25 protein-coding genes are annotated in these 24,467 nt (G+C 52.2%); 21 read left to right on the top strand and 4 right to left on the bottom strand.

Going from position 1 to position 24,467, the window contains the following annotated elements; all coding sequences use genetic code 11:
- Window positions 1–228 precede the first annotated feature (228 nt).
- The 3 genes from ACT3TJ_RS11260 to ACT3TJ_RS11250 all read left to right on the top strand — a co-directional run bounded on the left by ACT3TJ_RS11260 (window position 229) and on the right by ACT3TJ_RS11250 (window position 4,217).
- On the top strand, window positions 229–1,734 hold the full coding sequence (locus tag ACT3TJ_RS11260) for a fumarate hydratase (protein WP_444621728.1): 1,506 nt from the start codon (window positions 229–231) through the stop codon (window positions 1,732–1,734).
- A 122-nt stretch (window positions 1,735–1,856) separates the two neighbouring features.
- Complete coding sequence (cls, locus tag ACT3TJ_RS11255) at window positions 1,857–3,275, top strand: cardiolipin synthase (RefSeq protein WP_444621727.1); 1,419 nt, start codon at window positions 1,857–1,859, stop codon at window positions 3,273–3,275.
- Window positions 3,276–3,299: 24 nt separating this feature from the next.
- Window positions 3,300–4,217 (top strand): LysR substrate-binding domain-containing protein, encoded by a 918-nt coding sequence (locus ACT3TJ_RS11250; protein WP_087105473.1) that lies wholly within the window; start codon window positions 3,300–3,302, stop codon window positions 4,215–4,217.
- 4 nt (window positions 4,218–4,221) lie between these two features.
- Here ACT3TJ_RS11250 and ACT3TJ_RS11245 read toward each other — a convergent pair whose 3' ends face one another.
- The gene (locus ACT3TJ_RS11245; RefSeq protein WP_444621726.1) at window positions 4,222–5,319 is read right to left on the bottom strand and encodes a bifunctional nicotinamide-nucleotide adenylyltransferase/Nudix hydroxylase; all 1,098 of its coding nucleotides are present in this window, start codon (window positions 5,317–5,319) and stop codon (window positions 4,222–4,224) included.
- A gap of 155 nt (window positions 5,320–5,474) precedes the next feature.
- On the opposite strand from ACT3TJ_RS11245, the gene ACT3TJ_RS11240 reads away from it, so the two are divergent.
- Window positions 5,475–6,413 carry a YihY/virulence factor BrkB family protein gene (locus ACT3TJ_RS11240; protein WP_172116599.1) on the top strand — a complete coding sequence of 313 codons (939 nt, stop codon included), beginning with the start codon at window positions 5,475–5,477 and terminating at the stop codon, window positions 6,411–6,413.
- The gene (gene yccX, locus ACT3TJ_RS11235) at window positions 6,413–6,688 is read left to right on the top strand and encodes an acylphosphatase (protein ID WP_444621660.1); all 276 of its coding nucleotides are present in this window, start codon (window positions 6,413–6,415) and stop codon (window positions 6,686–6,688) included. The genes ACT3TJ_RS11240 and yccX overlap by 1 nt, the downstream gene beginning before the upstream one ends.
- A 19-nt stretch (window positions 6,689–6,707) precedes the next feature.
- Here the strand turns inward: yccX and ACT3TJ_RS11230 are convergent, their stop codons facing one another.
- Complete coding sequence (locus tag ACT3TJ_RS11230) at window positions 6,708–7,649, bottom strand: D-2-hydroxyacid dehydrogenase (RefSeq protein ID WP_444621659.1); 942 nt, start codon at window positions 7,647–7,649, stop codon at window positions 6,708–6,710.
- A gap of 184 nt (window positions 7,650–7,833) precedes the next feature.
- Here ACT3TJ_RS11230 and ACT3TJ_RS11225 point away from each other — a divergent pair, with 184 nt between their 5' ends.
- The 13 genes from ACT3TJ_RS11225 to ACT3TJ_RS11165 all read left to right on the top strand — a co-directional run bounded on the left by ACT3TJ_RS11225 (window position 7,834) and on the right by ACT3TJ_RS11165 (window position 18,683).
- Window positions 7,834–8,112: an FmdB family zinc ribbon protein gene (locus ACT3TJ_RS11225; RefSeq protein WP_193056389.1), complete on the top strand. Its 279-nt coding sequence runs from the start codon at window positions 7,834–7,836 to the stop codon at window positions 8,110–8,112.
- Between the two features lie 66 nt (window positions 8,113–8,178).
- Window positions 8,179–9,960, top strand: coding sequence for an aspartate--tRNA ligase (aspS, locus tag ACT3TJ_RS11220; RefSeq protein ID WP_444621658.1), 1,782 nt, complete (start codon window positions 8,179–8,181; stop codon window positions 9,958–9,960).
- Window positions 9,961–10,116: 156 nt separating this feature from the next.
- Window positions 10,117–10,641 (top strand): crossover junction endodeoxyribonuclease RuvC, encoded by a 525-nt coding sequence (ruvC, locus tag ACT3TJ_RS11215; RefSeq protein ID WP_444621657.1) that lies wholly within the window; start codon window positions 10,117–10,119, stop codon window positions 10,639–10,641.
- A gap of 68 nt (window positions 10,642–10,709) precedes the next feature.
- Window positions 10,710–11,315 (top strand): Holliday junction branch migration protein RuvA, encoded by a 606-nt coding sequence (gene ruvA, locus ACT3TJ_RS11210; protein ID WP_444621656.1) that lies wholly within the window; start codon window positions 10,710–10,712, stop codon window positions 11,313–11,315.
- 64 nt (window positions 11,316–11,379) lie between these two features.
- Window positions 11,380–12,417: a Holliday junction branch migration DNA helicase RuvB gene (ruvB, locus tag ACT3TJ_RS11205; protein WP_172116606.1), complete on the top strand. Its 1,038-nt coding sequence runs from the start codon at window positions 11,380–11,382 to the stop codon at window positions 12,415–12,417.
- Window positions 12,414–12,824: a tol-pal system-associated acyl-CoA thioesterase gene (gene ybgC / locus ACT3TJ_RS11200; protein WP_444621655.1), complete on the top strand. Its 411-nt coding sequence runs from the start codon at window positions 12,414–12,416 to the stop codon at window positions 12,822–12,824. Before ruvB ends, ybgC begins: the two co-directional genes overlap by 4 nt.
- 73 nt (window positions 12,825–12,897) lie before the next feature.
- Window positions 12,898–13,593 (top strand): protein TolQ, encoded by a 696-nt coding sequence (gene tolQ / locus ACT3TJ_RS11195; RefSeq protein ID WP_172116608.1) that lies wholly within the window; start codon window positions 12,898–12,900, stop codon window positions 13,591–13,593.
- A gap of 11 nt (window positions 13,594–13,604) precedes the next feature.
- Window positions 13,605–14,039 carry a protein TolR gene (gene tolR / locus ACT3TJ_RS11190; RefSeq protein ID WP_444621654.1) on the top strand — a complete coding sequence of 145 codons (435 nt, stop codon included), beginning with the start codon at window positions 13,605–13,607 and terminating at the stop codon, window positions 14,037–14,039.
- On the top strand, window positions 14,032–15,168 hold the full coding sequence (tolA, locus tag ACT3TJ_RS11185) for a cell envelope integrity protein TolA (RefSeq protein WP_444621653.1): 1,137 nt from the start codon (window positions 14,032–14,034) through the stop codon (window positions 15,166–15,168). Before tolR ends, tolA begins: the two co-directional genes overlap by 8 nt.
- Window positions 15,168–16,460, top strand: coding sequence for a Tol-Pal system beta propeller repeat protein TolB (gene tolB / locus ACT3TJ_RS11180; RefSeq protein WP_172116611.1), 1,293 nt, complete (start codon window positions 15,168–15,170; stop codon window positions 16,458–16,460). The genes tolA and tolB overlap by 1 nt, the downstream gene beginning before the upstream one ends.
- A gap of 40 nt (window positions 16,461–16,500) precedes the next feature.
- A complete protein-coding gene (gene pal / locus ACT3TJ_RS11175; RefSeq protein ID WP_172116612.1) occupies window positions 16,501–17,046 on the top strand; it encodes a peptidoglycan-associated lipoprotein Pal in 546 nt (181 codons plus the stop codon).
- Between the two features lie 47 nt (window positions 17,047–17,093).
- Window positions 17,094–17,888, top strand: coding sequence for a tol-pal system protein YbgF (gene ybgF, locus ACT3TJ_RS11170; protein WP_172116613.1), 795 nt, complete (start codon window positions 17,094–17,096; stop codon window positions 17,886–17,888).
- A 33-nt stretch (window positions 17,889–17,921) separates the two neighbouring features.
- Entirely contained in the window at window positions 17,922–18,683 is a 762-nt protein-coding gene (locus ACT3TJ_RS11165; protein WP_172116614.1) for a YciK family oxidoreductase, read from the top strand.
- A gap of 118 nt (window positions 18,684–18,801) precedes the next feature.
- Here ACT3TJ_RS11165 and ACT3TJ_RS11160 read toward each other — a convergent pair whose 3' ends face one another.
- A complete protein-coding gene (locus ACT3TJ_RS11160) occupies window positions 18,802–19,476 on the bottom strand; it encodes an HAD-IA family hydrolase (RefSeq protein WP_193056396.1) in 675 nt (224 codons plus the stop codon).
- Window positions 19,477–20,220: a bifunctional 2-polyprenyl-6-hydroxyphenol methylase/3-demethylubiquinol 3-O-methyltransferase UbiG gene (ubiG, locus tag ACT3TJ_RS11155; RefSeq protein WP_172116616.1), complete on the bottom strand. Its 744-nt coding sequence runs from the start codon at window positions 20,218–20,220 to the stop codon at window positions 19,477–19,479.
- Between the two features lie 204 nt (window positions 20,221–20,424).
- Between ubiG and ACT3TJ_RS11150 the strand changes: the two genes are divergently transcribed.
- Genes ACT3TJ_RS11150 through tamA form a run of 3 tightly spaced genes read left to right on the top strand, consistent with a single transcriptional unit; the run spans window position 20,425 to window position 24,461 of the window.
- Window positions 20,425–21,717 carry a nucleotide sugar dehydrogenase gene (locus ACT3TJ_RS11150; protein WP_444621652.1) on the top strand — a complete coding sequence of 431 codons (1,293 nt, stop codon included), beginning with the start codon at window positions 20,425–20,427 and terminating at the stop codon, window positions 21,715–21,717.
- 9 nt (window positions 21,718–21,726) lie between these two features.
- Window positions 21,727–22,554 carry a hypothetical protein gene (locus ACT3TJ_RS11145; RefSeq protein WP_444621651.1) on the top strand — a complete coding sequence of 276 codons (828 nt, stop codon included), beginning with the start codon at window positions 21,727–21,729 and terminating at the stop codon, window positions 22,552–22,554.
- A gap of 53 nt (window positions 22,555–22,607) precedes the next feature.
- Complete coding sequence (gene tamA / locus ACT3TJ_RS11140) at window positions 22,608–24,461, top strand: autotransporter assembly complex protein TamA (protein WP_444621650.1); 1,854 nt, start codon at window positions 22,608–22,610, stop codon at window positions 24,459–24,461.
- Window positions 24,462–24,467 lie beyond the last annotated feature (6 nt).

Here is a 24,467-nt window from a genome sequence, read left to right as displayed (position 1 = left end):
CCCGAAATCCGGCGGGCAGTCGAGCCGAGCGCATAATTAGAAACTTATACCGTTATCTTGTTTTGGATTGTCAAAACATCACTATCAAACTCATTCAATGGTAGTTAAGAAATCGTAGAAGCTGCCGCTTGGGGATCAATACGGTATACTGCTTGCACGCTTAAACGGCTATTTCCACCTTCGTTAAAGTAGCCGTAGACAAGACGAAAACCAAGGAGCTGTTACTCCATGACCGTGATTCGCCAGGACGACGTGATACAAAGCGTTGCCGATGCTCTGCAGTATATCTCTTACTATCATCCTAAAGATTTTATTGATGCCATGGATGCGGCATATAAACGGGAACAAAACCCGGCTGCAAAGGATGCTATCGCGCAGATTTTGATTAACTCAAGAATGTGCGCCACTGGCCATCGGCCTATCTGCCAGGACACGGGTATTGTGACCGTCTTCGTTCATGTAGGCATGAACGTTACTTGGGACGCGGATATGAGCTTGGACGACATGGTCAACGAAGGAGTTCGCCGCGCTTACCAGTTGCCCGATAACGTGCTGCGTGCATCCGTGCTGGCAGACCCGGACGGGAAGCGCCAAAACACCAAAGATAATACGCCGGCTATTATCCACCACAAGCTGGTGCCAGGTGACAAGGTCGACATTCACGTTGCGGCAAAAGGCGGCGGTAGTGAAGCGAAATCCAAGTTCGCGATGCTCAACCCCTCTGACAGCGTTGTCGATTGGGTCATGGAGCAGCTTCCCAAAATGGGGGCAGGGTGGTGCCCGCCGGGCATGTTGGGTATTGGGATTGGTGGTACGGCTGAAAAAGCGATGCAAATCGCAAAAGAGGCACTGCTTGACCCTATTGATATTCAGGACCTGCAAGCACGTGGCCCGAGCAACCGCGCTGAAGAGCTACGGTTAGAGCTTTTTGATAAGGTTAATAAAAGTGGTATTGGCGCTCAGGGTCTCGGCGGCCTTACCACGGTGTTGGACATAAAAGTAAAAGATTACCCGACCCACGCGGCGAATAAGCCGGTTGCGATCATTCCTAACTGTGCGGCAACTCGCCATGCGCATTTCACGCTAGATGGCTCAGGCCCTGCAGCGCTTGACCCGCCGAAGCTGGAAGACTGGCCAGAAATCACCCGTGAAATGGGTGATAACGTGAAGCGCGTTAATCTGGATACCGTAACACCCGAAGAAGTTAAAACCTGGCAGCCAGGTGATACGCTGTTACTGAATGGCAAACTACTGACTGGTCGTGATGCTGCTCATAAGCGCATGGTGGATATGCTGGCGAAAGGCGAGCCACTGCCTGTTGATATGAAAGGCCGGTTTATCTATTACGTTGGCCCAGTTGACCCGATACGTGACGAAGTGGTGGGGCCAGCAGGGCCCACAACGGCGACGCGGATGGATAAATTCACGCGCACCATGCTCGAAGAAACCGGACTTTTGGGTATGGTGGGTAAAGCGGAACGTGGCCAAGTGGCCATAGACGCAATCCGCGATAACGAGGCTGTCTACTTGATGGCGGTGGGTGGCTCGGCTTACCTGGTCGCTCAGGCAATTAAAAAATCCCGGGTCGTTGGTTTTGAGGACTTGGGGATGGAAGCCATCTATGAGTTTGAAGTAGAAGATATGCCGGTCACCGTAGCGGTTGATAGCCAAGGCACTTCGGTTCATCAAACCGGACCGGCCAAATGGAAGGAGATTATTGCTCAAACGGCATAAGGCAGTCTGTGCTGTGATGAGTGATTAAATTACAGAAGCCCCGTTCATACGGGGCTTCTGTGCATTGAGAACCATAGCGATACCCTGTTTCAAATATCCATACGTTTAATGGAGATGTAGGTATGGTCTCTTGGCTGATAGGGACAAGCATTATGCTGATACACCTGTTAGGGGTGATGTCGGCGATCATGGCGCTAATGTCTAGCCGGACATCACAAGGTGCCGTCGCATGGATTATCTCTCTTCTTACCTTTCCTTATATCGCTTTACCGGCCTATTGGTTCTTTGGTCGGCCGCGCTTTTATGGATACGTAATGGCCCGTGGCGAGCGCGATAGCGTGTTAAGGCGTGTGCTTGCTCGCTACCAGGAAAGCTCCTTGCCTTATTTAGTCCCGTTTTCTAATTCTGATACACAAGCAGTAGAGCAGTTGGCCATGATGCCTCTCACTCGGGGCAATAGCGCTGAGTTGCTTATTGATGGTGACGCCACGTTCAATAGCTTGTTTAACGGTATTGATGAAGCAGAACACTATTTACTGCTGCAGTTTTTTATTGTGCGAGATGATGCGCTGGGCCGCCGTCTTCAACAGCACTTGCTGGGTGCCGTACGCCGCGGGGTACGGGTGTATTTTCTTTACGATGAAATTGGTAGTCGCAAACTCAATGAGGGCTATTTTCGGGAACTGGCCGGAGAAGGCGTGGAAGTCAGCCCGTTTCGCTCCTCAAGAGGCTTTAAACATCGCTTTCAGCTCAATTTTCGTAACCATCGCAAGGTAGCTGTTGTCGATGGTAAGCGGGGTTGGTTAGGGGGCTTTAATGTGGGGGTTGAATATCTGGGCCAGGACCCTCGCCATGGGCCTTGGCGTGACACGCACCTGGTACTGGAAGGGCCCAGCGTATTGGGGCTACAAGAAGCTTTTTGGGAAGATTGGCACTGGGCAACGGGGGAGGTCACCAGCTTGAATTGGCAGGCTGAAAGCCACCCTAATATTGATCAGAATGTTGTTATTGTCCCTTCAGGCCCAGCGGACAAACAGGACACTGCCAGCCTGTTGATTCAGCAATTGATTCATAGTGCAACGCATCGGCTATGGGTCACCAGCCCCTATTTTGTACCCGACCAAGGCGTTCAGGATGCGCTACGCTTGGCCGCCATGCGGGGAATTGACGTACGAGTGATGATTCCCGAGCGGCCAGACCACCTGCTGGTATTTCTCTCGGCCTTTGCTTTTTTGGCCGATATGTTAAAAGCAGGCGTTAAAATATACCGTTATCAACCTGGGTTTCTGCACCAAAAAGTAATTCTGATTGATAATGATGCCGCCACCGTAGGTACGGTAAACTTGGATAATCGTTCATTTCGCTTAAATTTTGAAATTACAGCGTATATTCCTGACACCATATTTGCCGCCGAAGTGCACACCATGTTGGTGAAAGACTTTAATGATTGTCGGCGTATCACAATTGATGAAATTCAACAGCGTCCATTATGGAAAAAAGTAGTATCACGGGCGGCGTATTTAATGTCGCCTGTCCAATAGCAATAATCGGCAAAGGAGTGTTGGGTGAATCTTGAAACAAAATGGCTAGAAGATTTTGTCGCACTTGCGAATACACGCAGCTTTTCAGCGTCTGCCCGCCAGCGTCATGTTACTCAACCTGCTTTTAGCCGCCGCATTCGAGCACTGGAACAAGCCATTGGCGTAACCCTTGTTGACCGCTCAACAACCCCCGTAGGGCTTACATCAGAAGGGCAGTTGTTTCTGGTGACGGCGCGAAACCTCGTTGAACAGCTTAACGAGTCATTAAGTCATTTGCGTGGCTTGTCGATTGCCAATGAAGCACTTGATATTGTGGCCGCTCACTCATTGGCATTAAGCTTTTTCCCCCCTTGGATTTCACGCCTTCAGAAAGGCCTTGGAGAGCTGCCAACGCGTTTGGTCGCCATGAATGTAGGCGAAGCGATCCACGTGCTGCGTGAAGGTAATTGCGATCTCATGCTGGCCTATTATGACCCCTTTGCCACTATGCAGTTGGATGCCGAGGTTTTCCCGTCCTTCTCGATAGGCAAGGTCAATATGCTGCCCGTCTCGCTACCCGACGAAACGGGGAAACCCTGTTTTTCGCTACAGCAAGAGGCCTCAATTCCCTACCTGGCCTATACCCAGGGCGCTTTTTTAGGGCGCAGTGTACGAATGCTATTAAAGAATGACCCTCTGCGTATGAAATTACGTACGGTTTATGAAACCGCCATGGCAGAAGGATTAAAAGGCATGGTGCTTCAAGGTATTGGAGCGGCATGGATCCCTGATTTTTGTATTCGTGAAGAGCTCAAAAGTGGGCGCTTGGTCAGGGCCGGTGATGAAAGTTGGGACATACCGCTCGAAATTCGCCTTTATCGCTGCTCGTTGGTACACAAACCAGGCGTTGAGAAGCTTTGGCGTCAAATGATGAAGCTGCCACGTGATTTTTTACAAGCGTAATGGGTTAAGTTGACGTGCCGAAGTCAGCAGGCAGGCCAAGAAAGTTTTGAATAATAAAAAAATGATCTTCGAATAGGCTATCTGGCTCTAAATCAGCCAGTGCCACCCACCGCGCTTGGTCGCCACCTTTCACAGGTTTTAAACGCGGTAGCTGTTGGTCTGGGCGTAGCGCAAAGTAGAAGGCTTCCGCTAGCGTGCGTCCTCGCCAGCTTCGGTGCGGCTCATCAAAAAGGCGCTGCCCACGTAATGATCCCTTTAGAACGGGCTCTGGTACTTTCAAGCGCAGCCGTTCCCTGAGCTCCCGCAAGCACGCATCCAGCAATCGCTCATGAGGGTTAATGAATCCACCAGGCAGCGCAAACAATCCTTTGCCGGGCGCTGCATTACGGCGCACCAGAAGTACATGCCCGGATTGCACAACCACCGCATTCACGGTAACAAAAATAGGCGGGTAGGGCGCATGTGACCAGGCTTGATGGTACTGGTCCAGTAGCCGTTGCTCTTCCAGTAATTGTTGATAGGCGCTTGCGTGACAAAATTCGCTAACGCGACTGACCACGCCGGGCGGCAGGTCATGATAAGCCCCCGTGCTCAAATAATCGTCTGAAGCGCTTGGCGATCGAAACAGTCGTTCACGAATCTGGCTGGCTGAAATGCCTTCAATCAGCGGAACGCTGACGGATTCCCACTGCGGAAACAGAGACAAGTAGTAGCTTGACTGACCACGGCTTGCACCGATCAAACCAATGCGTGGTAAACGAATATTAGCCGGTGCGGCTAAGTCTCGTACCTTTCGCTGTACATCTCTTACCCAAACATCATCGTTATAAAGAGCATCCAGCAGCGGCGTGATTTCTAACCGCTGGTTATCAGCATCATCAAACCCGGAACGAATCATTGCCTGGCGTTCATCAAAGCGCCATGGGTTTCTCAGCGAGCGCGCCTGCCATGCAGAGCCTACCAGTACAATGACCTGACGTGCCTGATTAAGTGCTTCACGGATAACGGCCAAGTGGCCTAAGTGAGGAGGCTGAAAACGCCCAATAAATACCAAACAATCAAAGGTGTAATCAGGCGTAGAGCATGTTGCATCAAGGGCCATGGTGCTTCCTTTAATATTTGGTCAAATAACAGCGTCATTATGAAGAGAGCGGTTCAGCGGTGCAATCTGACGAAGGCTACGTACTGCACCCGTATTGGGTATGCTGCTAAGCTATTGCACATAAAGCCATCCATAAATGACGCAAGGGACTGAATATGACTAAAGACACCCTCACTTTTTGGTGGAAGGTGGTCCAGGATGCAACGAAGCTATGGTTAGAGCGTCATGCGTTTAGCTTCGCGGGCTCATTAGCGTTTTATACGCTTTTTTCATTAGCCCCTACTGTCATTATTGCCGTTGCGGTTATCGGTATTGTCTTTGGTGAAAACGCTGCTCAGGGTCAAATCGTGGCCCAGCTGCAGGACTCACTGGGTACCGATGTGGCCTCCGCGATTGAAGAGGCCGTTATCCACTCTCGGTTCGAAGAGTCTGGTGTATTGCCTTCTGTGTTAGGCGTTTGTGCTCTGTTAGTCGGTGCAACAACCGTCTTTGCGCAAATGCAGCTTTCACTGAACACCATATGGGGAGTGATCGCCAAGCCGGCCAGTAACAGCTTGTTTGTATTTATAAAAACGCGCTTTTTATCGTTAATGGTTGTCTTTCTCATTGGTTTTATTCTATTAATTTCGTTGGTATTAAGTATTGCTTTGCGAAGCATCCTGCAAATGGCAGGTGATCTTGTCCCGCTCGCGGGCTATACCACGACACTATTGGACTCTCTTGTGTCACTTGGCGTCGTTACCTTGCTATTTGCTGCTATTTTCAAAGTGTTGCCCGATGTAGTGCTACGTTGGCAGGATGTCCTAACCGGGGCTGTTGTCACGGCCGTACTGTTTACTATCGGCCGCACCGTAATTGCGATTTATCTCACCTATACCGCAACGGCATCGACATACGGCGCTGCCGGGTCGGTGGTGATGGTATTGCTCTGGGTGTATTACTCGTCACTTATTTTATTGTTTGGTGCCGCCTTTACACGCTCGCTTTTACTGCGTCGAGGCAGAAAGCTTATTCCGCGAAACAGTGCCGTTCAGGTTAGGCAGGAAGTCTTGGAAACAGAGGCGTTTACGCCCAGGATAGCAGGAGACGAATAGTGTCAGCGTGTTGCATAAAAGCCTTGGTCACCGGAAAAGTGCAGGGCGTAGGGTATCGCCGCGCCGTTCAAAAGCAGGCGTTACCGGCGGGAGTAACCGGTCATGCCAAAAATCTGGCGGATGGTCGGGTTGAGGTGCTTATGTGTGGCGAACATCAGCGTGTGAACATGCTGCTGGAGTGGCTTTGGCAAGGCCCTGCTAATGCGCAGGTAACCCATGTCGAATATGAGGCATTAGCCCAATGCCGCGCTCCTGATGCTTTCACGACGCATTAGGCTAATATTTATTTTAGGCTTACTGGGCGTGCTTCCATTGCGTAATGTTTTCCGCCGTTAGAGCGATAATGTTTTGGCGCGCTTCTGGCGTTACCCATGCATTGTGGGGGGTGACAATCAGATTAAGCGGTTCATCCAGCGCTGCCAATAGTGGATGTCCCTCCCTCGGTGGCTCTACAGGAAGCACGTCTACCGCTAACCCGCCGATACGCCCTTGGCGTAATGCCTCAAGCGCCGCTACTTCATCAATAATGCCACCACGAGCGCAATTTACTAGCAGAAGGGAGGGTTTGGCCTTGGCCAAGCGTTCTTGGTTAATTAGGTGCTGCGTATCAGCATTAAGCGGGCAGTGTAGGCTGATAATATCGGCTTCAGGCAACATGTCATCGAGAGAAGGACGTGCGTCGTTAGCTTCATGACCGGGGCGTGCCGTAAAGGTCACCTGAAGGCCAAAGGCCTCCGCCAAGCGCGCCACTTCCGTTCCCAGTTCGCCCTGGCCCACCATCACCAGCCGCTTGCCCGCTAACTGTAGCGTTACGTGGTCCTGGAGGCAGAAAAAGTCGCTTTGCTGCCAAACACCTTTGGCGACTTCCTGTTGGTATAGAGGTAGCCGGTTTGCCAGGTTAAGTATCAGCATTAATGTGTGCTGAGACACGCTTGCCGTGCCGTATGCCGCGACATTCTTAACGCTGATATTAAGTGCTTTTGCTGCCTCAAGGTCGATATTATTTAGACCAGTAGCCATGACACAAATCAGGCGAAGCGAAGGCAGCTGTTTTAACGTTTCCGCATCCAGTACCACCTTGTTTACTAATGCGATGTCAGCATTTGCCAAGCGCTCTTTAGCTTGTTGCGTTGTACTTTGATCGAAGACATCCAGTTGAGTAACCGCACCGCGAATAGCGCTTAAATCTATTTGAGGCCCAAGACTTTTCGCATCCAACATGACCGCATGAGGCATTTTATTCTCTCCAGTTGCTGCCAGGGCTTGTTAACCTTGCTCGGCAGGGGGCACAAAAGGGTATAATATTGACGCTTTATCAACCGCAGCCTTGGATTTTATATCGACAGGCTACATATTCGCAGCTGGCTGCGTTTATATTCGACAATATTCTGTCGTCGTTGAGCTTTCAGGAATAACCAACATGCCTATCTATGAATATGAGTGCAAGGCCTGCGGCCATCGCATGGAAAAATTACAGAAAATCAGCGCAGATCCGTTAAAAGAGTGCCCTGCGTGCAATCGTAATGACTTGGCGCGGCTTGTATCCGCGGCAGGGTTCCGCCTGGCGGGCGGTGGTTGGTATGAAACCGATTTTAAAACGGGAAGTAAAAAGAACCTGGTCGCTGATGCAAAAAGCACAACGGCTAACACCAGTGCTAAAAGCGATACTACTTCCACGTCAAAAGACTCTGCAGTTTGACTGTAGCGGTCAGGGCCTGGTTGGCCCAAGACACCTTATTTGCCACGAAACAGAACAGGATTTGACATGCGCAGCCATTATTGCGGCCAGCTAAACGAGACATTGGTAGATCAAACGGTCACCGTTTGCGGATGGGTACACCGTCGTCGCGACCACGGCGGGGTAATTTTCCTCGATATGCGTGACCGTGATGGCATCGCTCAGTTTGTGGTAGACCCGGATACTGCTGATGCATTTGCCAATGCCGATCGTGCGCGCGGTGAGTATGTTCTGCGTATTACCGGCCGCGTTAGGCTGCGCCCAGAAGGTACCCAAAACCCCAATATGCCCACCGGCATGATTGAGGTGCTAGCCAAAGACGTTGAAGTGTTGAACACCGCGGCCACACCGCCGTTCCAGCTTGATGAGCATGGTAAGGTGGGTGAAGAAGTTCGCCTGAAGCACCGCTATATTGATCTGCGTCGCCCTGACATGATCGAAAAACTGCGTCTGCGCTCGCGCATTTCGCATAACGTCCGTGCGTTCCTGGAAAATCAGGGCTTTCTGGATATCGAAACGCCGATCCTAACGCGTGCGACGCCCGAAGGCGCCCGTGACTACCTGGTACCTAGCCGTACGCATGCGGGTAACTTCTTTGCACTGCCTCAGTCGCCACAGCTCTTTAAACAGCTGCTGATGGTGGCGGGCTTTGACCGTTACTATCAAATTGCCAAGTGCTTCCGTGACGAAGACCTGCGCGCAGACCGTCAGCCTGAGTTTACTCAGATTGATATCGAAGCGTCGTTTGTCGAAGAAAACGACATCATGAGCATCACTGAAGACATGATTCGTCAGCTCTTCCAGGAAGTGCTGAACGTTGAGCTGTCAGAATTTCCGCGCATGACCTGGCAAGAAGCTATGGACCGTTTTGGTTCAGACAAGCCGGATCTGCGTATTCCGCTTGAACTGACCGACGTTGACGACCTGATGAAACAGGTCGATTTCAAGGTTTTCTCTGGCCCCGCCAGTGCCGATGATGGCCGAGTAGCCGCGCTTAAAGTACCGGGCGGTGCCAAGCTCTCGCGTAAGGAAATCGACGAATACACCAAGTTCGTGGGTATCTATGGCGCGAAAGGGTTGGCCTGGATCAAGGTCAATGAGCGTGCCAAAGGACTTGAAGGGCTTCAGTCGCCTATCGTCAAGTTCATGGAAAACATCGTTGAAGAGCTGCTTGATCGTCTTGGCGCAGAAGATGGCGATATCATCTTCTTCGGTGCTGACAAAACGCGCATCGTTAACGAAGCCATTGGCGCGCTGCGCGTTAAGTTGGGTGCTGATCTTGATCTGTACACCCAAGCGTGGGCACCGCTGTGGGTGGTCGACTTCCCGATGTTTGAGGCGGATGACAATGGTCGCTTAAGCCCGTTGCATCACCCGTTCACCGCGCCGTCCTGCTCGCCGGAGGAGCTCAAGGCTGACCCGGCAAAAGCGCTTTCACGCGCCTATGATATGGTGCTCAACGGTACCGAGCTGGGTGGCGGCTCTATCCGTATCCATAATCAAGACATGCAAAGCACGGTGTTTGAGATTCTGGGTATTGGCGAGGAAGAAGCCCAGGAGAAGTTTGGCTTCCTGCTGGACGCACTTCAGTACGGTGCACCGCCTCATGGTGGTTTGGCCTTTGGCCTGGACCGCTTGGTGATGTTAATGGTCGGTGCCAACACCATTCGTGAAGTTATTGCCTTCCCGAAAACGCAAAGCGCCGCTTGCTTAATGACAGATGCACCTGGTGAGGTTAGCCCAGACCAGTTGAAAGACCTTAATATCCGCTTGCGTCAAAAAGCCAAGCCTGAAGCAGCCAGCGAGTAAGCCTAGCGCTATTTGATGTAACGGCTATGAGTTGCACAATGGCTAAAAACACCGACGCCCCGGCGTCGGTGTTTTTGTATCAGTGCTTTTTGTGGTGTGGAATTTGTAACCTTGAGCGGATAAACGTTAATGGATAAAGCAGGCGCTGCGTTACCCGTGCGCATATTAGGCATCGACCCTGGGTCTCGAATTACTGGCTATGGTGTTATTGATCTTGTCGGTGTTAAACCCGGCTATGTTGCTAGCGGCTGCATTCGCACCTCAGAAGGGCCGCTGGAGCAGCGTTTGGCGCAAATATACGCAGGACTAAGCGAAGTAGTGGGTTTGTACAAACCCACAGATACTGCGATAGAGCGCGTTTTTATGGCTAAAAACGTCGATTCAGCGCTAAAGCTGGGGCAAGCGCGTGGTGCTGCGTTGGTATGTATGGCAAACCACGGGCTAAGCGTCGCCGAATATGCCGCGCGGCGTATCAAGGAAGCGGTAACCGGGCAGGGAGGCGCAGATAAAGAACAGGTTCAGCACATGGTGACCGCGCTTTTAACGCTGTCTGCCACACCCCAAGCGGACGCGGCAGACGCCTTGGCCATCGCATTAACCCACGCTTATACCAACAATGCAGTTTCCAGTACGCCTCGTGGGCGCGGGCGGCGCGCCTCTACAGGGCGCTGGCGACTTTAACGACCACTGGTCACTTGTACAGAGTAGCATTATAGTAACCGTCTGTTTTTACTATCGCGAGCGTATTTATGATCGGACGTCTAAGTGGCTATTTGCTGGAAAAACAACCGCCCTGGATCGTTATTGACGTTCATGGCGTGGGTTATGAGCTTGAGACTTCAATGAATACGCTTGTCTCGCTTCCTGCGTTAGGCGAAAGCACATCTCTGTATACTCATTTAACCATTCGTGATGATGCCCACCTGCTGTACGGGTTTGCGCGACAGCACGAACGCGCTCTTTTTCGGGCGCTGATTAAAGTCAACGGTGTAGGTCCCAAGCTAGCGTTGGCGATCTTGTCAGGAATGGATGAAGACGCCTTCATGCGCTGTGTTCGTGATGATGACAGTAAGGCGTTAACCAAGCTGCCCGGTGTTGGCAAGAAAACCGCCGAACGACTTATTATCGAAATGCGTGACCGTTTTCCCGAATGGGAGCAAGGTGCTGACACGCCGCTTGCCCTGGAAGGCACCAATGGGCAACCGAGCCGTAATAACCTGGCCGATGCCGAGTCCGGACTCGTTAGTCTGGGCTACAAGCTAGCCGAAGCCAGTAAAATGCTCTCAGACCTTGACCCACAACAATCGGCAGAGGCCTTGATCAAGGCAGCGTTAACACGGCGAATGAGCGGTTGATAGCGGTCGCCGTTTTGCCGTCACCCAGTGCAAGCAGATCGCCAGATATTCAAAAAGAGCATCTATGTTAGAACATGATCGGTTGATAGCGGCTGAACCAGAACAGGGAGAAGGGCGGATTGATTATGCCATTCGTCCCAAGCGGCTGGATGATTACATCGGCCAGCCACGGGTTCGCGAGCAGCTTGAGATATTTATTGGCGCAGCCCGATTACGCGAAGAGAGCCTTGACCATACCCTTGTATTTGGCCCACCAGGGCTAGGTAAAACCACCCTGGCCAACATCATTGCAACAGAAATGGGCGTAGGGCTTAAGTCAACGTCTGGTCCCGTATTGGAGCGTGCAGGCGACTTGGCTGCCATGCTGACCAACCTTGAGCCAGGCGATGTCTTGTTTATCGATGAGATCCATCGGTTATCGCCCGCCGTTGAAGAAGTCCTTTATCCCGCCATGGAAGACTTTCAGCTGGATATCATGATTGGTGAAGGACCCGCTGCGCGATCCATCAAGCTGGACTTGCCGCGTTTTACGCTGGTGGGGGCGACGACCCGCGCAGGTCTTTTAACAGCGCCGCTACGTGATCGGTTCGGAATCGTTCAGCGGCTTGAGTTTTATAATCTCGAAGAACTCACTGAAATTGTGACCCGTTCAGCTCGTCTGCTGGGTGTAAAAACCAACCATGAAGGCGCGGTTGAGGTTGCCCGGCGCTCCCGAGGGACGCCACGTATTGCCAATCGCTTGCTACGCCGAGTGCGTGACTACGCCGAAATTAAAGGGGATGGCACCGTAGACGTGGCATTGGCGGATGCGGCGCTTAATATGCTCAATGTGGATCACTATGGTCTGGACCACATGGACCGGCGGCTGCTGCTCGCGATGATCGATAAGTTCGAAGGCGGACCGGTAGGCGTCGACTCTCTCTCGGCCGCCATTGGGGAGGAGCGCACAACGATAGAAGATGTCATTGAGCCGTATCTTATTCAACAAGGGTTGATGATGCGCACGCCGCGCGGACGTACCGTTACGCGTCAGGCATGGCGGCACTTTAACCGCGTTCCCAACGAGCACTCGGTTGATATGGAAGGGGAGCGTCGCCCATGAGTATTTCGTTTTCAATGCCTCTACGTGTTTATATGGAAGATACTGACGCTGGCGGCATTGTCTACTACGTTAACTACTTGAAGTTTATGGAGCGAGCGCGCAGCGAGTGGCTGCGCGAGCAAGGGCTCAACCAGCAAACGTTACTAGACGAAGGCACGCAGCTAGTGGTATATCGCTTAGCTTGTCACTATGCGAAACCGGCGCGCTTGGACGAAGCGCTTGAGATAACCGCACGGGTCATTGATATAGGGCGATGCCGAGTAACGTTTGAGCAGTTTGTAATGCGCGGTGAGGAACTCCTCTGCAGCGCGACAGTCGAGATAGCGTGCTTGAGCGCTGAACGGATGCGGCCCAAAGCCTGGCCCGCTTTTTTTCAGTCCCGGCTACAAACGTTAGCGATTTCTTAACACTGCGGTTTCGTAATTTAGAGACCACTACTTGTCGGGCTTGACCGACAATCATTGATTGATGAGGGCACCTGTGAACGATAACACCATGTCCATCCCGCACCTGATTATGAATGCCAGCACGGTTGTACAGCTGGTAATGCTACTCCTGGTGGTGGGGTCAGTCCTCTCTTGGGTGGTGATTTTTCAGCGCAGTATTGCGCTGCGCCGTGCCAAGCGGGAATACGACCAATTCGAAGAGTCGTTTTGGTCAGGTGTCGACTTAAACGAACTTTACCGAGAAATACCAGCTGATGACCCGCGCCATGGCGCCGAACATATCTTTCAGTCTGGGTTTCGTGAATTCAACCGACTAATGCCAAAAACTCACAATGCCGACACCGTGCTTGAAGGTGTGCAGCGCAGCATGCGCGTTGCCTGGTCACGCGAAGAAGATCGTCTGACTCAACACCTGGTGTTTTTGGCAACGGTTGCCTCTGCCAGCCCCTATATCGGCTTGTTTGGTACCGTCTGGGGCATCATGGGCTCTTTCCAGTCCCTTTCAATGACCCAGCAAGCGACACTGGCAACCGTAGCGCCCTGGATCGCCGAGGCACTCATTGCGACCGCTATGGGGCTTTTCGCGGCTATTCCCGCTGTTATCTTCTATAACCGCTTATCTAACAGTGCGTCTCGCTTACTCGGTAAATATGAAGACTTCGCCGAAGAGTTTCACGCTATCTTGCATCGTAATTTGCAAGGCCGTGATGGCAAGCCTAGCGCCAGTTAAGGGAGTTAGCCATGCAAGGTCCGTTCAATCGCAGCGGCAAAAGTAAGCCGATGGGGGAGATTAACGTTGTCCCCTTTATCGACGTTATGTTGGTACTGCTGGTCATTTTTATGATTACCGCTCCGATGCTAACGCAAGGCGTTCAGGTGGATTTGCCTCAGGTGTCATCCGAACCGATCGATACTCAGGACAGTGACCCGATCATTATTTCGGTGGATCGTGAAGGCGGATATTTTATTACGCTGGGTGAGGATTCAACCTCCGTTTCGCTTGAGCAAATATCAGAACGCGTTTCGGCCATATTGCAACGTCGCCCGGGCACGCCCGTCATGGTGCGTGGCGACCAAGGCGTACAGTATGGACAAATTGTTCTACTCATGAGCACGCTCCAGCGCTCGGGCGTTGAAAACGTAGGACTGCTTTCAGAGCCACCGCAAGATGAGTAAGGGCAAGCCGCAAGTAACCGTTGCTGCGCCGCATGACCCGCAAGACGTTGGCTACACATTGCCAATCATCCTCGCGGTCGCTGTGCATTTGGCTATTATTGTTTTTAGCCTTATTAATTGGCCCAGTTCAACCCCGGAACCTGACTCTTCATCCATTGTTCAGGCCACGTTTGTGAGTACCGAGACGTTCACAGATCAGGCCCAGCAGGTAACTGAACAGCAGGCGGCAATGAACAGCTCAACTGAACCTGTTCCTGAGCCGGAAGTGAGTGAGCCTGAGGTAGCTGAGCCAGAGCCAGATAACCAAGAGGCCGAGCAGCAGGCTGCCGCTGAAGCTGAAGCGCAGGAACAAGCGTTGGAAGAAGCTCAAGCCGCCGCAGAAGCAGAAGCACAACGCCGCGCTGAGGAAGCCGAACGACTAGCGCAAGAACAGGCAGCGCAAGCACAAGCCCGTGAGGAAGAGGCTCAGGCAGCAGCGGAAGCAGAAGCTCAGGCAGCAGCGGAAGCAGAAGCTCAGGCAGCAGCGGAAGCAGAAGCTCAGGCAGCAGCGGAAGCAGAAGCTCAGGCAGCAGCGGAAGCAGAAGCTCAGGCAGCGGCGGAAGCAGAAGCTCAGGCAGCAGCGGAAGCAGAGGCTCAGGCAGCGGCGGAAGCAGAGGCTCAGGCAGCGGCGGAAGCAGAGGCTCAGGCAGCAGCGGAAGCGGAGCGTCAACGTGAAGCTGAAGAGCAGCGCGCACGCGAGGAAGCCGAACGCCAAGCTGCTGCCGCAGCGGAAGCCGCTATGCAGCGCCAGTTAGAAGGTGAAGCCCAAGCGGCGGCGAATGCGCAACAAGCGCAGCAGGCAGCCAATAGCTTTATCAATATTGTGCGTCGAGCGGTTGAACAGGCATGGTTGATCCCACCTGGAGCAAGCGACTCATTGAGTGCTACGCTACAAATACGTTTAGGCCCTTCGGGCGAACTACTTGCAACGTCAATTGCTACATCTAGTGGCGACAGTGCATTTGATCGATCTGCCATGCAAGCCGTTGAACATGCTGCACCGTTTGGTGAATTAAGAGATTTACCTGCGGAACAGCAGCGGAACTTACGTCAATTTAATCTGCGATTTACCCCGGGGGATGTTCGCTGATGCAAAAACTAAGGAAAGTGTGGTTATTTTGCGTACTACTGCTAGTAAGTGGTTTCGCAGCTGCGAATGCAAACTTGACCATCGAAATTACACGGGGCAGCGACCAGGCATTACCCATTGGGGTGGTGCCTTTCGCAGGCAATCAGGGCATGTCGGAAGATGTTGCTCAAATCATTCAGGATGATCTTGAACGTAGTGGTCTATTTTCACCGCTAGAGCGTAGTGCCATGTTTGACCAACCAAACCAAGCGGATGACGTCGAGTTTGGGACCTGGCGGTCATTGGACGTGCGTTATCTGGTCGTTGGGCGTGCCGAGCAAACGGACAACGGCTATCAGCTACAGTTTGACCTGATGGATGTCAGTGGCCAGCGCCGGATGATTGGCGAAACCGTCACAGCGAATGCCGATGATCTGCGTGGTGCGGCACACTACATCAGCGACCAGATATTTGAGGCGATTACTGATATACGCGGTGCTTTCTCAACCAGCATTGCTTACGTAACGGCCCAAGGGGTTGGCGATAATATGCAGTTCGGTCTCTATATAGCCGATGCTGATGGTCGCAATAGCCAGCAGGTATTAACGTCTGATCAACCGATTATGTCGCCCACTTGGTCGCCGGACGGACGCAAGCTTGCTTATGTTTCCTTTGAAACGGAGCGCCCAGCGATTTATATCCAGGATATCGCCACCGGTCAGCGTGTCATGGCAACATCCTTTGACGGTATCAATGGTGCACCCACGTGGTCCCCCGATGGTCGCCGTATCGCTATGTCGTTATCCAAGGATGGGCAGCCTGAAATCTATATCATGGATATCGCTAACCGCTCGGTAGAACGCGTTACCAACAGTAATAGCATTGACACCGAGCCCGCTTGGTCACCGGATGGTCGTAGCCTGCTGTTCACCTCTGATCGCAGCGGCGGCCCTCAGATTTACCAGCTTTCGTTAGGTAGCGGCGAGACAAATCGCGTGACGTTTACCGGCAATTATAATGCCCGTGCGCGTTACTCTCCGGACGGCGATCAGATCTTTTTAATCCACCGTTCCAGCCGAGGATACCAGGTCGCACGCCAGGATTTGGATGGAGGGCGGCTGGTCGTAATAAGCGATTCGATAAGAGATGAATCTCCTAGTGTTGCGCCGAACGGGACCATGGTAATCTTCGCTAACCAAGAGGGTAACAATGGGGTGCTAAGTGCCGTTTCTGCCGACGGGCGATCGTCATTCCGGCTTCCTGCTGCTCAAGGCGAAGTACGTGACCCCGCATGGTCACCGTTTTTAAACTAATGATCTATCGTGTTATTTTTTTCAGGCAAGGAGTCTGATTATGCAACTTAAGCCGTTGGCTCGCTCATTGGCCGTAGCGTTATCTATCGTAGCGATTGCTGGTTGCTCCAGCACCGGCGGAACCCAGGATGGGGATTCTTACGGAAGCCAGAATGGCAGCAGCACGGGCGCTGGCACTTCTGGTGCGGGTACCGGTGGTCAATATGGCTCTACTACCGGCTCAGGTACAGGCGCTGGTCAACAAGCGGACTCTCGCATTCCTGAGGTACGCACGATTTACTTCGATTATGACCGCGATGCTATCAAGAGTGAGTATGAATCTGCGGTAATGGCTCATGTACGCTACCTGCGCGCTAATCCGAGTGCCCAGGTTGTGTTACAGGGACATACCGATGAGCGTGGTACCCGGGAGTACAACATGGCACTGGGCGAGCGTCGCGCACGCGCTGTTCAGCGTTTCATGAATATCCAAGGCGTTTCTCCTTCACAAATGACTGTTGTAAGCTATGGCGAAGAGCGTCCGGCAGTAAATGGTCATAACGAAAATGCTTATGCCCAAAACCGTCGCGTTGTATTTAATTACTGATATTGACGGCGTGTAAACGGCACGCCGACTTTGTCTACGGAGTCGTCATGAATCACAGTCTCAAACGCTGTTTTGAGAGGCTGTGCGGTGCGGGAGCCTTGGTGCTCCCGCTGTCCGTATTGCCCCTTGCAGCTATTGCCCAGCAGCCGCTGGTCCAGGATCTTTCTTCCGGTAATTCCAGCGGATTTTATCAGCAGACTCAGCGTCAGGAAGCATCCGGTGGCAACCTTGTGCTGTTCAACCAGGTGGAAGCGCACACGCAGGAAATCCAACAGTTGCGTGGCCAAATTGAAGAGTTGCGCCATCAGCTTGAACAATTGCGTCGCCAATCGCAGCAGCAGTATCTGGATATCGAAGACCGCCTTATGAGCAGTGGATCCACGCCCATAGAGCAGTCTACGCCACAGGTTGAACCTGAGGCCGCTCAAGAAGTTATCAGTGCACCCTCAGCACGTAACGTGAGTGATGATGCCCAGGCGGACTATCAGGCTGCCTTTGCCCATGTTCAGGCACGCCAATTTGAAGAGGCAATTCAAGCGTTTGATGAATTCGTCACTGCTCATCCTGATACCAGCTTGACCTCTAATGGCTATTACTGGTTAGGTGAATTGTATGCCGCTGAAGGCCAGCTTGATAATGCCGATGCAGCCTTTAGCCGGGTTATTACCGACTTTGATAGCAGCAGTAAAGTGCCCGATGCCCTTTATAAACTTGGTTTGGTTAAAGCACGTCAAGGCGATGCAGAGCGCAGCCGCGAGCTATTAGAGCAAGTGCGTGACGACTATCCGCAAAGTAGTGCGGCTGGGCTTGCCAATGATTTTCTCCGCCAGTCGGCTGGGTAATATCACGTTAAATGTTTGTTTGCAGGAAGTGTCATGAGTTGCAAAATCGACTATCAAGCATCGCCGCAATTGCTTGAAAACCGTGTCGTATTGGTCACTGGAGCCGGCGATGGGATTGGTCGTGCGGCAGCGTTGCAGTATGCGCAACACGGTGCGACCGTTATCTTGCTAGGCCGTACTATCGAAAAGCTGGAGCGGGTCTACGACGAAATTGAGGCGTTAGGTGGGCCACAGCCTGCTATTTTTCCGCTTAATTTTGAAGGCGCAACGCTTAGTGACTTCGATGATATGGCCAAAACGCTCGATAAAGAGTTTGGTCGTTTGGATGGGCTTTTGCATAATGCTGGATTGCTTGGCCGGATTACTCCCTTCGAGCAGTACGATGCTGAACTATGGGAGCAGGTCATGCAGGTGAATATCAATGGCCCAGTATGGATGACTCAAGCGTTATTACCGTTGCTTAAACAATCAGACGACGCCTCAATTATTTTCACCTCATCCAGTGTGGGACGAAAAGGACGCGCGTATTGGGGGGCCTACTCGGTTTCCAAATTTGCCACCGAAGGGTTTGTTGAAGTGCTGGCCGACGAGCTTGAGCATCAAACCAATATCCGGGTGAATACCCTTAACCCGGGAGCTACCCGCACTCAAATGCGCCGAAGCGCCTACCCTGGTGAAGACCCTGCCACACTTCGAACGCCCAATGACATTATGCCGACCTATTTATGGCTAATGGGCCCCGATAGTACCGGTGTTAGCGGCCAAAAGTTTGATGCGCAACCGCCGCGTGTTTGATTCTTAATTCTACCGTTAGGGCTTGAATGCAGCGCCTTTAAAAAAGAGCCTTTAAAAAGAAGCCTTAAAGCAAGGCCCTAACGGTGGTTATTACGCCAGCTGTAGTGATAGCTGCTAACTACTCCGCATTATTAAAAGCGTTTAATGCATCAACCAGCATTGAGCACTCTTCAAACCACAGGTCGGCGGGCCACTGCTGATAATCATCCTCTTCACTGATATAGCCATACCCTACCGCAACGGCTGTCATGCCAGCGGCTTTCGCTGCTTGCATATCACGTACGTGGTCGCCGACATACCAGCACTGTTCCGGCGCGACGCCTAAACGACGGGCCGCTTCCCACAAAGGTTCCGGGTCGGGCTTCTTGACACTCAGGTCATCGGCACACAGTAACGCACCGGGCTCCAGCGCTAATGCGGCGAGTAAAGGCTCGGTATAGCGGCGCGGCTTATTGGTGACAATCCCCCAGGGCCGTTGACTTCCGTGCCATTCAATAAGCCATTGGTTAAGCGGGATAAATACTTGGCTATGCACCGCTACGGCTTGTTCATAGGCATCGAGCAGAAACTGGCGGGCGGTATCATGGCCTGGGGCTTTGTGATCAAGATCCAACGCCAGGGTGACTAGCGCGCTCCCCCCATTGGAAACCTGACGACGTATCTGCTCGTAGGCCAGGGGCGCCAGCCCGTGGTGGGCGCGTAGGGCATTTGTTGCTTGAGCAAGATCGGGCGCGGTATCCACCAGGGTTCCGTCAAGATCAAACAGAATGGCAAGCGGTGGCGTCGTTGGCATCTATTGACTCACTTTGCGGCAATACATCATGTAGTTTACAGAGACATCGTCAGCCACTAAGCGGTAGCGACGAGTAAGAGGGTTGTAGGTCAGCCCTGTTTGCTCACGTACTTCCAGGCCCACTTGGCGGGACCATGCCGCCATTTCAGACGGACGAATAAATTTGGCATAGTCGTGGGTGCCGCGGGGCAGTAGCCTAAGGACATATTCGGCGCCTAATATCGCAAATGCGTAGGATTTTGGCGTACGGTTGAGCGTTGAAAAAAACACATAGCCGCCAGGGCGTACCAACGCACAGCAGGCCCGAATCACTGAGGCGGGGTCAGGTACGTGCTCCAGCATTTCCATGCAGGTAACGACATCAAAATGTCCCGGGGTTTGAGCAGCCAACGCTTCAACACTAATATTTTGGTAGTCAACGGACACGCCGCTCTCTTCTGCATGCAGCCTGGCAACGCCAAGCGGCGCTTCGCCAAGATCAATGCCCGTTACCTTGGCACCACGATGTGCCATGGACTCACTCAGGATACCGCCTCCGCAGCCCACATCCAGCACCTGTTTTCCGGCTAAACCGGCGCGTGCGTCAATAAAATTAAGGCGCAGGGGGTTAATCTCATGTAGCGGCTTGAATTCACTCTTTGGGTCCCACCAGCGGCTAGCAAGTGCTTCAAATTTAGCAACTTCCGCTGCATCGACGTTGCCTTGGTAGCGATCAGCAGTGCTATCCTGAGGTGTCGCTTGCATGTGTTGACTCCCATCGTCAGTCAGCAATGGATAGTGTTTTCCTATCCAGCCTGGTTGTTAGCATCAAGTGCGAGTGGCATCCACTCAATCATTCAGTATTATGGACATTCTAACCACTCCCAGGTCAGAACGCATGAAAAGGACCATTGTATGAATCTTATGGCTATATTTTCTCGCTTTTCCGCCGCACAAGGAGTTCGGTAAATGCGAGTATTTCTTTACGGCAGTGAACTAAGTGCGGTGACAGCAGCGTCCGCATTAGCCTGGGTAGGTCATCAAGTAGAGTGGTTACCTCATCAAAGTGCGCCCTGGACGGTTCTTTCTCAGGTGGATTGGCTGCGCAGTGAGCCGGAGCTAATGCCGCATATCCAGCAGGGATTGGCCGATGGCACGTTAGTACTGATTGATGATGTATCACAAGCGTCTTCGGCTGATGTTGTCTGGCTTGCACTTTCGCCAAGCCAGCGTAACGACGCCAGCACACTGCTTCAACAGTCGGAACTGTGTCTTCAGCAAGGTGCCGTGTTAATTAATAACTCTACGTTTCCGGTCGGCGAAACGGAGCGCTTGGATGATTTAATGAGAGGCCAGCATAGCAGCGTGGCCTTGCCTGATACGCTTGAAGAAGGGCGTGCCTGGGCGTCGTTTACTCGCCCCACGCGTTGGCTGCTTGGATGTGATGATGCCCACGGAGAGCACGTTGCACGCGAGCTTTTACGCGCGTTCAATCGCCGACAAGAAGTTTTCCAGCCCATGCCGCGCAGGGCGGCAGAGCTTACCAAGCTTGCCATCAATGGCATGCTGGCCACACGAATTAGCTACATGAATGAAATTGCCGGTTTAGCCGATACACTAGGCGTGGATGTTGAGCATGTTCGCCAAGGTATGGGGGCCGACACACGTATCGGTTTTGAGTATTTGTATCCCGGCTGTGGTTTTGGTGGCCCCAACTTTTCGCGGGACTTAATGCGCCTGGCAGATGTTCAGTCAAAAAGTGGCCGTTACTCCGCGTTGCTTGAACAGGTCATGGACATTAATGAGCAGAAAAAAGAGACGCTGTTCCGTAAACTTTGGGCTCATTTTGAAGGCGAGTTAGCGGGTAAAACGATCGCTATTTGGGGGGCCGCGTTCAAGCCTGGCACAGCACGTATCGACCATGCGCCGGTATTGACGCTTTTAGACGCTTTGTGGGCACAAGGTGTAAAGGTAAAGCTTCATGATCCCGCCGCTACTAGCGCATTACATCAGCTTGTTGGGCAGCGCGATGACCTTCAAACATTTGATCAAGACCCATATCAGGCGTGTGAAGGTGCCGATGCGCTAATGCTGGTTACGGAGTGGAAGTCATACTGGAACCCGGACTGGCATCGACTTGCAGGGCTACTCAGCGCTAAGCTGGTGTTAGATGGTCGAAATATTTACGACCCTACATTTGTTGCCAACTGCGGCTTAAAGTACCGTGGTATTGGTCGTCGCGCCGACCCTACGTCTTTTTGAGAAAATGCCATGCCTAATCCGACGCCTTCCCAACGTATTGTTCCCGATGTAGGCCAAAGCTTAACGGCTCAGCATCTGCGCCACCGAAAAGGGCCTCTCGTATGGCCCTTATGGCTTGGAATGCTCTTGTTCTGTGCGCTACTCGCAGGCGCCGCTGTCGTGCTGTGGTTGGAGCGCGAGCGTTTATTAACCGAACTCCACCGCGTCAGTGGCGAGGTCTCTAACGTTCATGCTCGGTTAGACTCAGGTGATACTGATGTGCAGGATACAATTGCGCTTGTGCAGGCTCAGATGACAACACTGTTCCAAGAGCAGGAGCAGCTGTCTGTTGCGTTAATCAATACGCGTGAAGAGCTCTATGGTGCGCTGACAGATGACGAAGAGCGCCCATCCAATGAGATGATGACGTCGTTTAATCAGCGCCTTTCCCAGTACCAAGAGCAGGCCGCCTTACGTGATCGCCGCTTGGCAGCGTTTAGCACCTCCCTGGATGCACTGGAACAGGCGGGCATATCCGGTCGGCAAAACCTTGTTGAAGAGGTTGATCATTTGGAGCAAACCACCGCTCAGCAGCTCACGTCACTGGAAGAGCAGGCCAATCAGTTAAACCAAACAGTAACAGGGCAGTTGGAAGAGCAAATCGCTGCTTTGAGCGAGCGCTTTAATCAATTGGACACTCAGTTAAATACGCTACAGTTAGACCCATCCTCTCCAAGTGATGAAATTGCGGCATTTGAAGAGCAGTGGACTCAGCGTTTATCTACCCTTGAAAGTGATATACGGCAAATTCGCCAGGCCCAACTCGCTTTTAGCGCCCAAATAGAAATGCTTAGATAGTAGTGGAACAGGCTATAACCGCCAACAAAAGAGTTTGTTAGGGAGTTTATTGTATGGGAAGACAGTGGCGTTGGCTTTCAGCTACTCGGATGGCTTGTTTTATTGCGCTCCCTCTGAGTTTTGCCTATGCTCCATCAGTTTTGGCGTTAACGGCTACTATTAACGGGGTTGACGGCGACGTTGAAGATAATATCAGCGCCTATTTAGAGAGCATTGATGAAGAACAATATATCCAAACTCGTTTAGAGGGTGAGATACGTAGCCGTACAAGAGTGGCAATGCGTGTCTATGGTTATTATGAGCCCACCGTTGAGGTTCAAATTGACCCTGCCATTGTACTCAATATTGATACTGGTCCTCGGGTCGAAATTCAGGAGCTTGCGATTAATGTTGATGGCGATGCCAAAGATGATCCTACGTTTAAAGATGCCCTGGATAGCTTTCCCTTAAAAGTAGGCGACCCGTTAGTTCAGCCACCCTGGGATCAATTGCGTTCGCAATTTGCGGGGCTAGCTATCGAACGTGGCTACTTTGATTGGGCTTTTACCAAACGGCGCATGGAAGTACGCCCTTATTTACGAAGTGCGCGCCTCTATATGGATTTTGATAGCGGCCCACGCTTTCGGTTTGGCGAAACCAATATCACAGGGAGCCACATTGTTCTTGATCGCCTGCATAACATGCAGACGTATGAGAATAACGATCCCTATCTCGCGGAGTCGCTTGCTACTTATACGCAGCGCTTGGTTGAAACCGGTTGGTTTCGATCCGTTTCGATTCGCCCTCGTTTGACAACGGCCCAAGAACTGGTTGTTGCGCCTCCTGAGGGCGGTGCCTCGCCTTGGTGGGAATCAGCCACGGCTTCCCAGCCGAAGCGTCCGCGGATTAGTAGCGCGGCACTGGCGAGCGTACTGACTATCAATAAAAATGACGATATTCGTTTGCCCATTGATGTGAACGTTGATCCTGCGAACCGTCACCAGTTTGAGGTGGGTATCGGTTATGCGACAGATGTAGGACCTCGTTTACGCTTTAGCTGGCACCAGCCATGGATTAATAGTTTAGGCCACAGCCTGAATCATGACCTTTATCTTTCCGCGCCGGAACAGCGTTTTACCGGTGTGTACAACGTTCCCCTTGAAGACCCGCTCCGCGATAGCTATCGATTGCAATACGGGGTTCGCAATATTGATGATAGCGATACCCGGTCGATGCAAGGCTCTGTTGAGCTGGCTCGTCGTTGGCAATTTGACAACGACTGGGTCCAGTCGGTGTATTTTCGAACAACGTATGAAGACTTTACTCAAGGGGGAGAGGCAGACAAAGTCTGGCTCTTTTATCCAGGCATCCAGTGGTCCCGAACGCGGACACGGCCACAGCGATTCCCTCTTTGGGGCGACCGTCAGCAGCTCTCGATTGAGTATTCCGACACAGTGTGGGGATCAGACGCCCAGTTTTTGCGTTTAACCGGTGATACAGAATTTATCCGTACTATCAGCAACGATAATCGCTTTTTAGCACGGCTAAGCATTGGCGCTATCGAAACAGATGATTTTTCCAAAATTCCACCCTCGCTGCGTTTTTTCGCAGGGGGCGATCGCAGCGTGCGCGGTTACTCCTATGAGAGCCTGTCGCCACGAAACGACGAGGGCCGCTTACAGGGCGGGCGTCAAATGATTACCTCGACGCTTGAATATCAGCGTCGTGTTAGGGGCGACTGGTGGGCGGCGACGTTCGTGGATACCGGTGATGCGTTCGATAACTGGGGTCCACACGATTTAAAAACCGGCGCCGGGGTGGGTATCCGCTGGGTATCGCCGGTAGGACCAATTCGCCTTGATGTAGCGCACCCCTTCGATAACGACGATGCATATCGTGTGCATTTCTCCATCGGTCCGGAATTCTAGGAGTAC

The organism is Halomonas sp. AOP30-A1-24 (assembly GCF_052378165.1).
In the GTDB taxonomy this organism is placed as follows: Bacteria; Pseudomonadota; Gammaproteobacteria; order Pseudomonadales; family Halomonadaceae; genus Vreelandella; species Vreelandella citrativorans.
The sequence above is the reverse complement of the archived record's forward strand: the minus strand, read 5'-3'. Positions and strand labels throughout refer to the sequence as shown.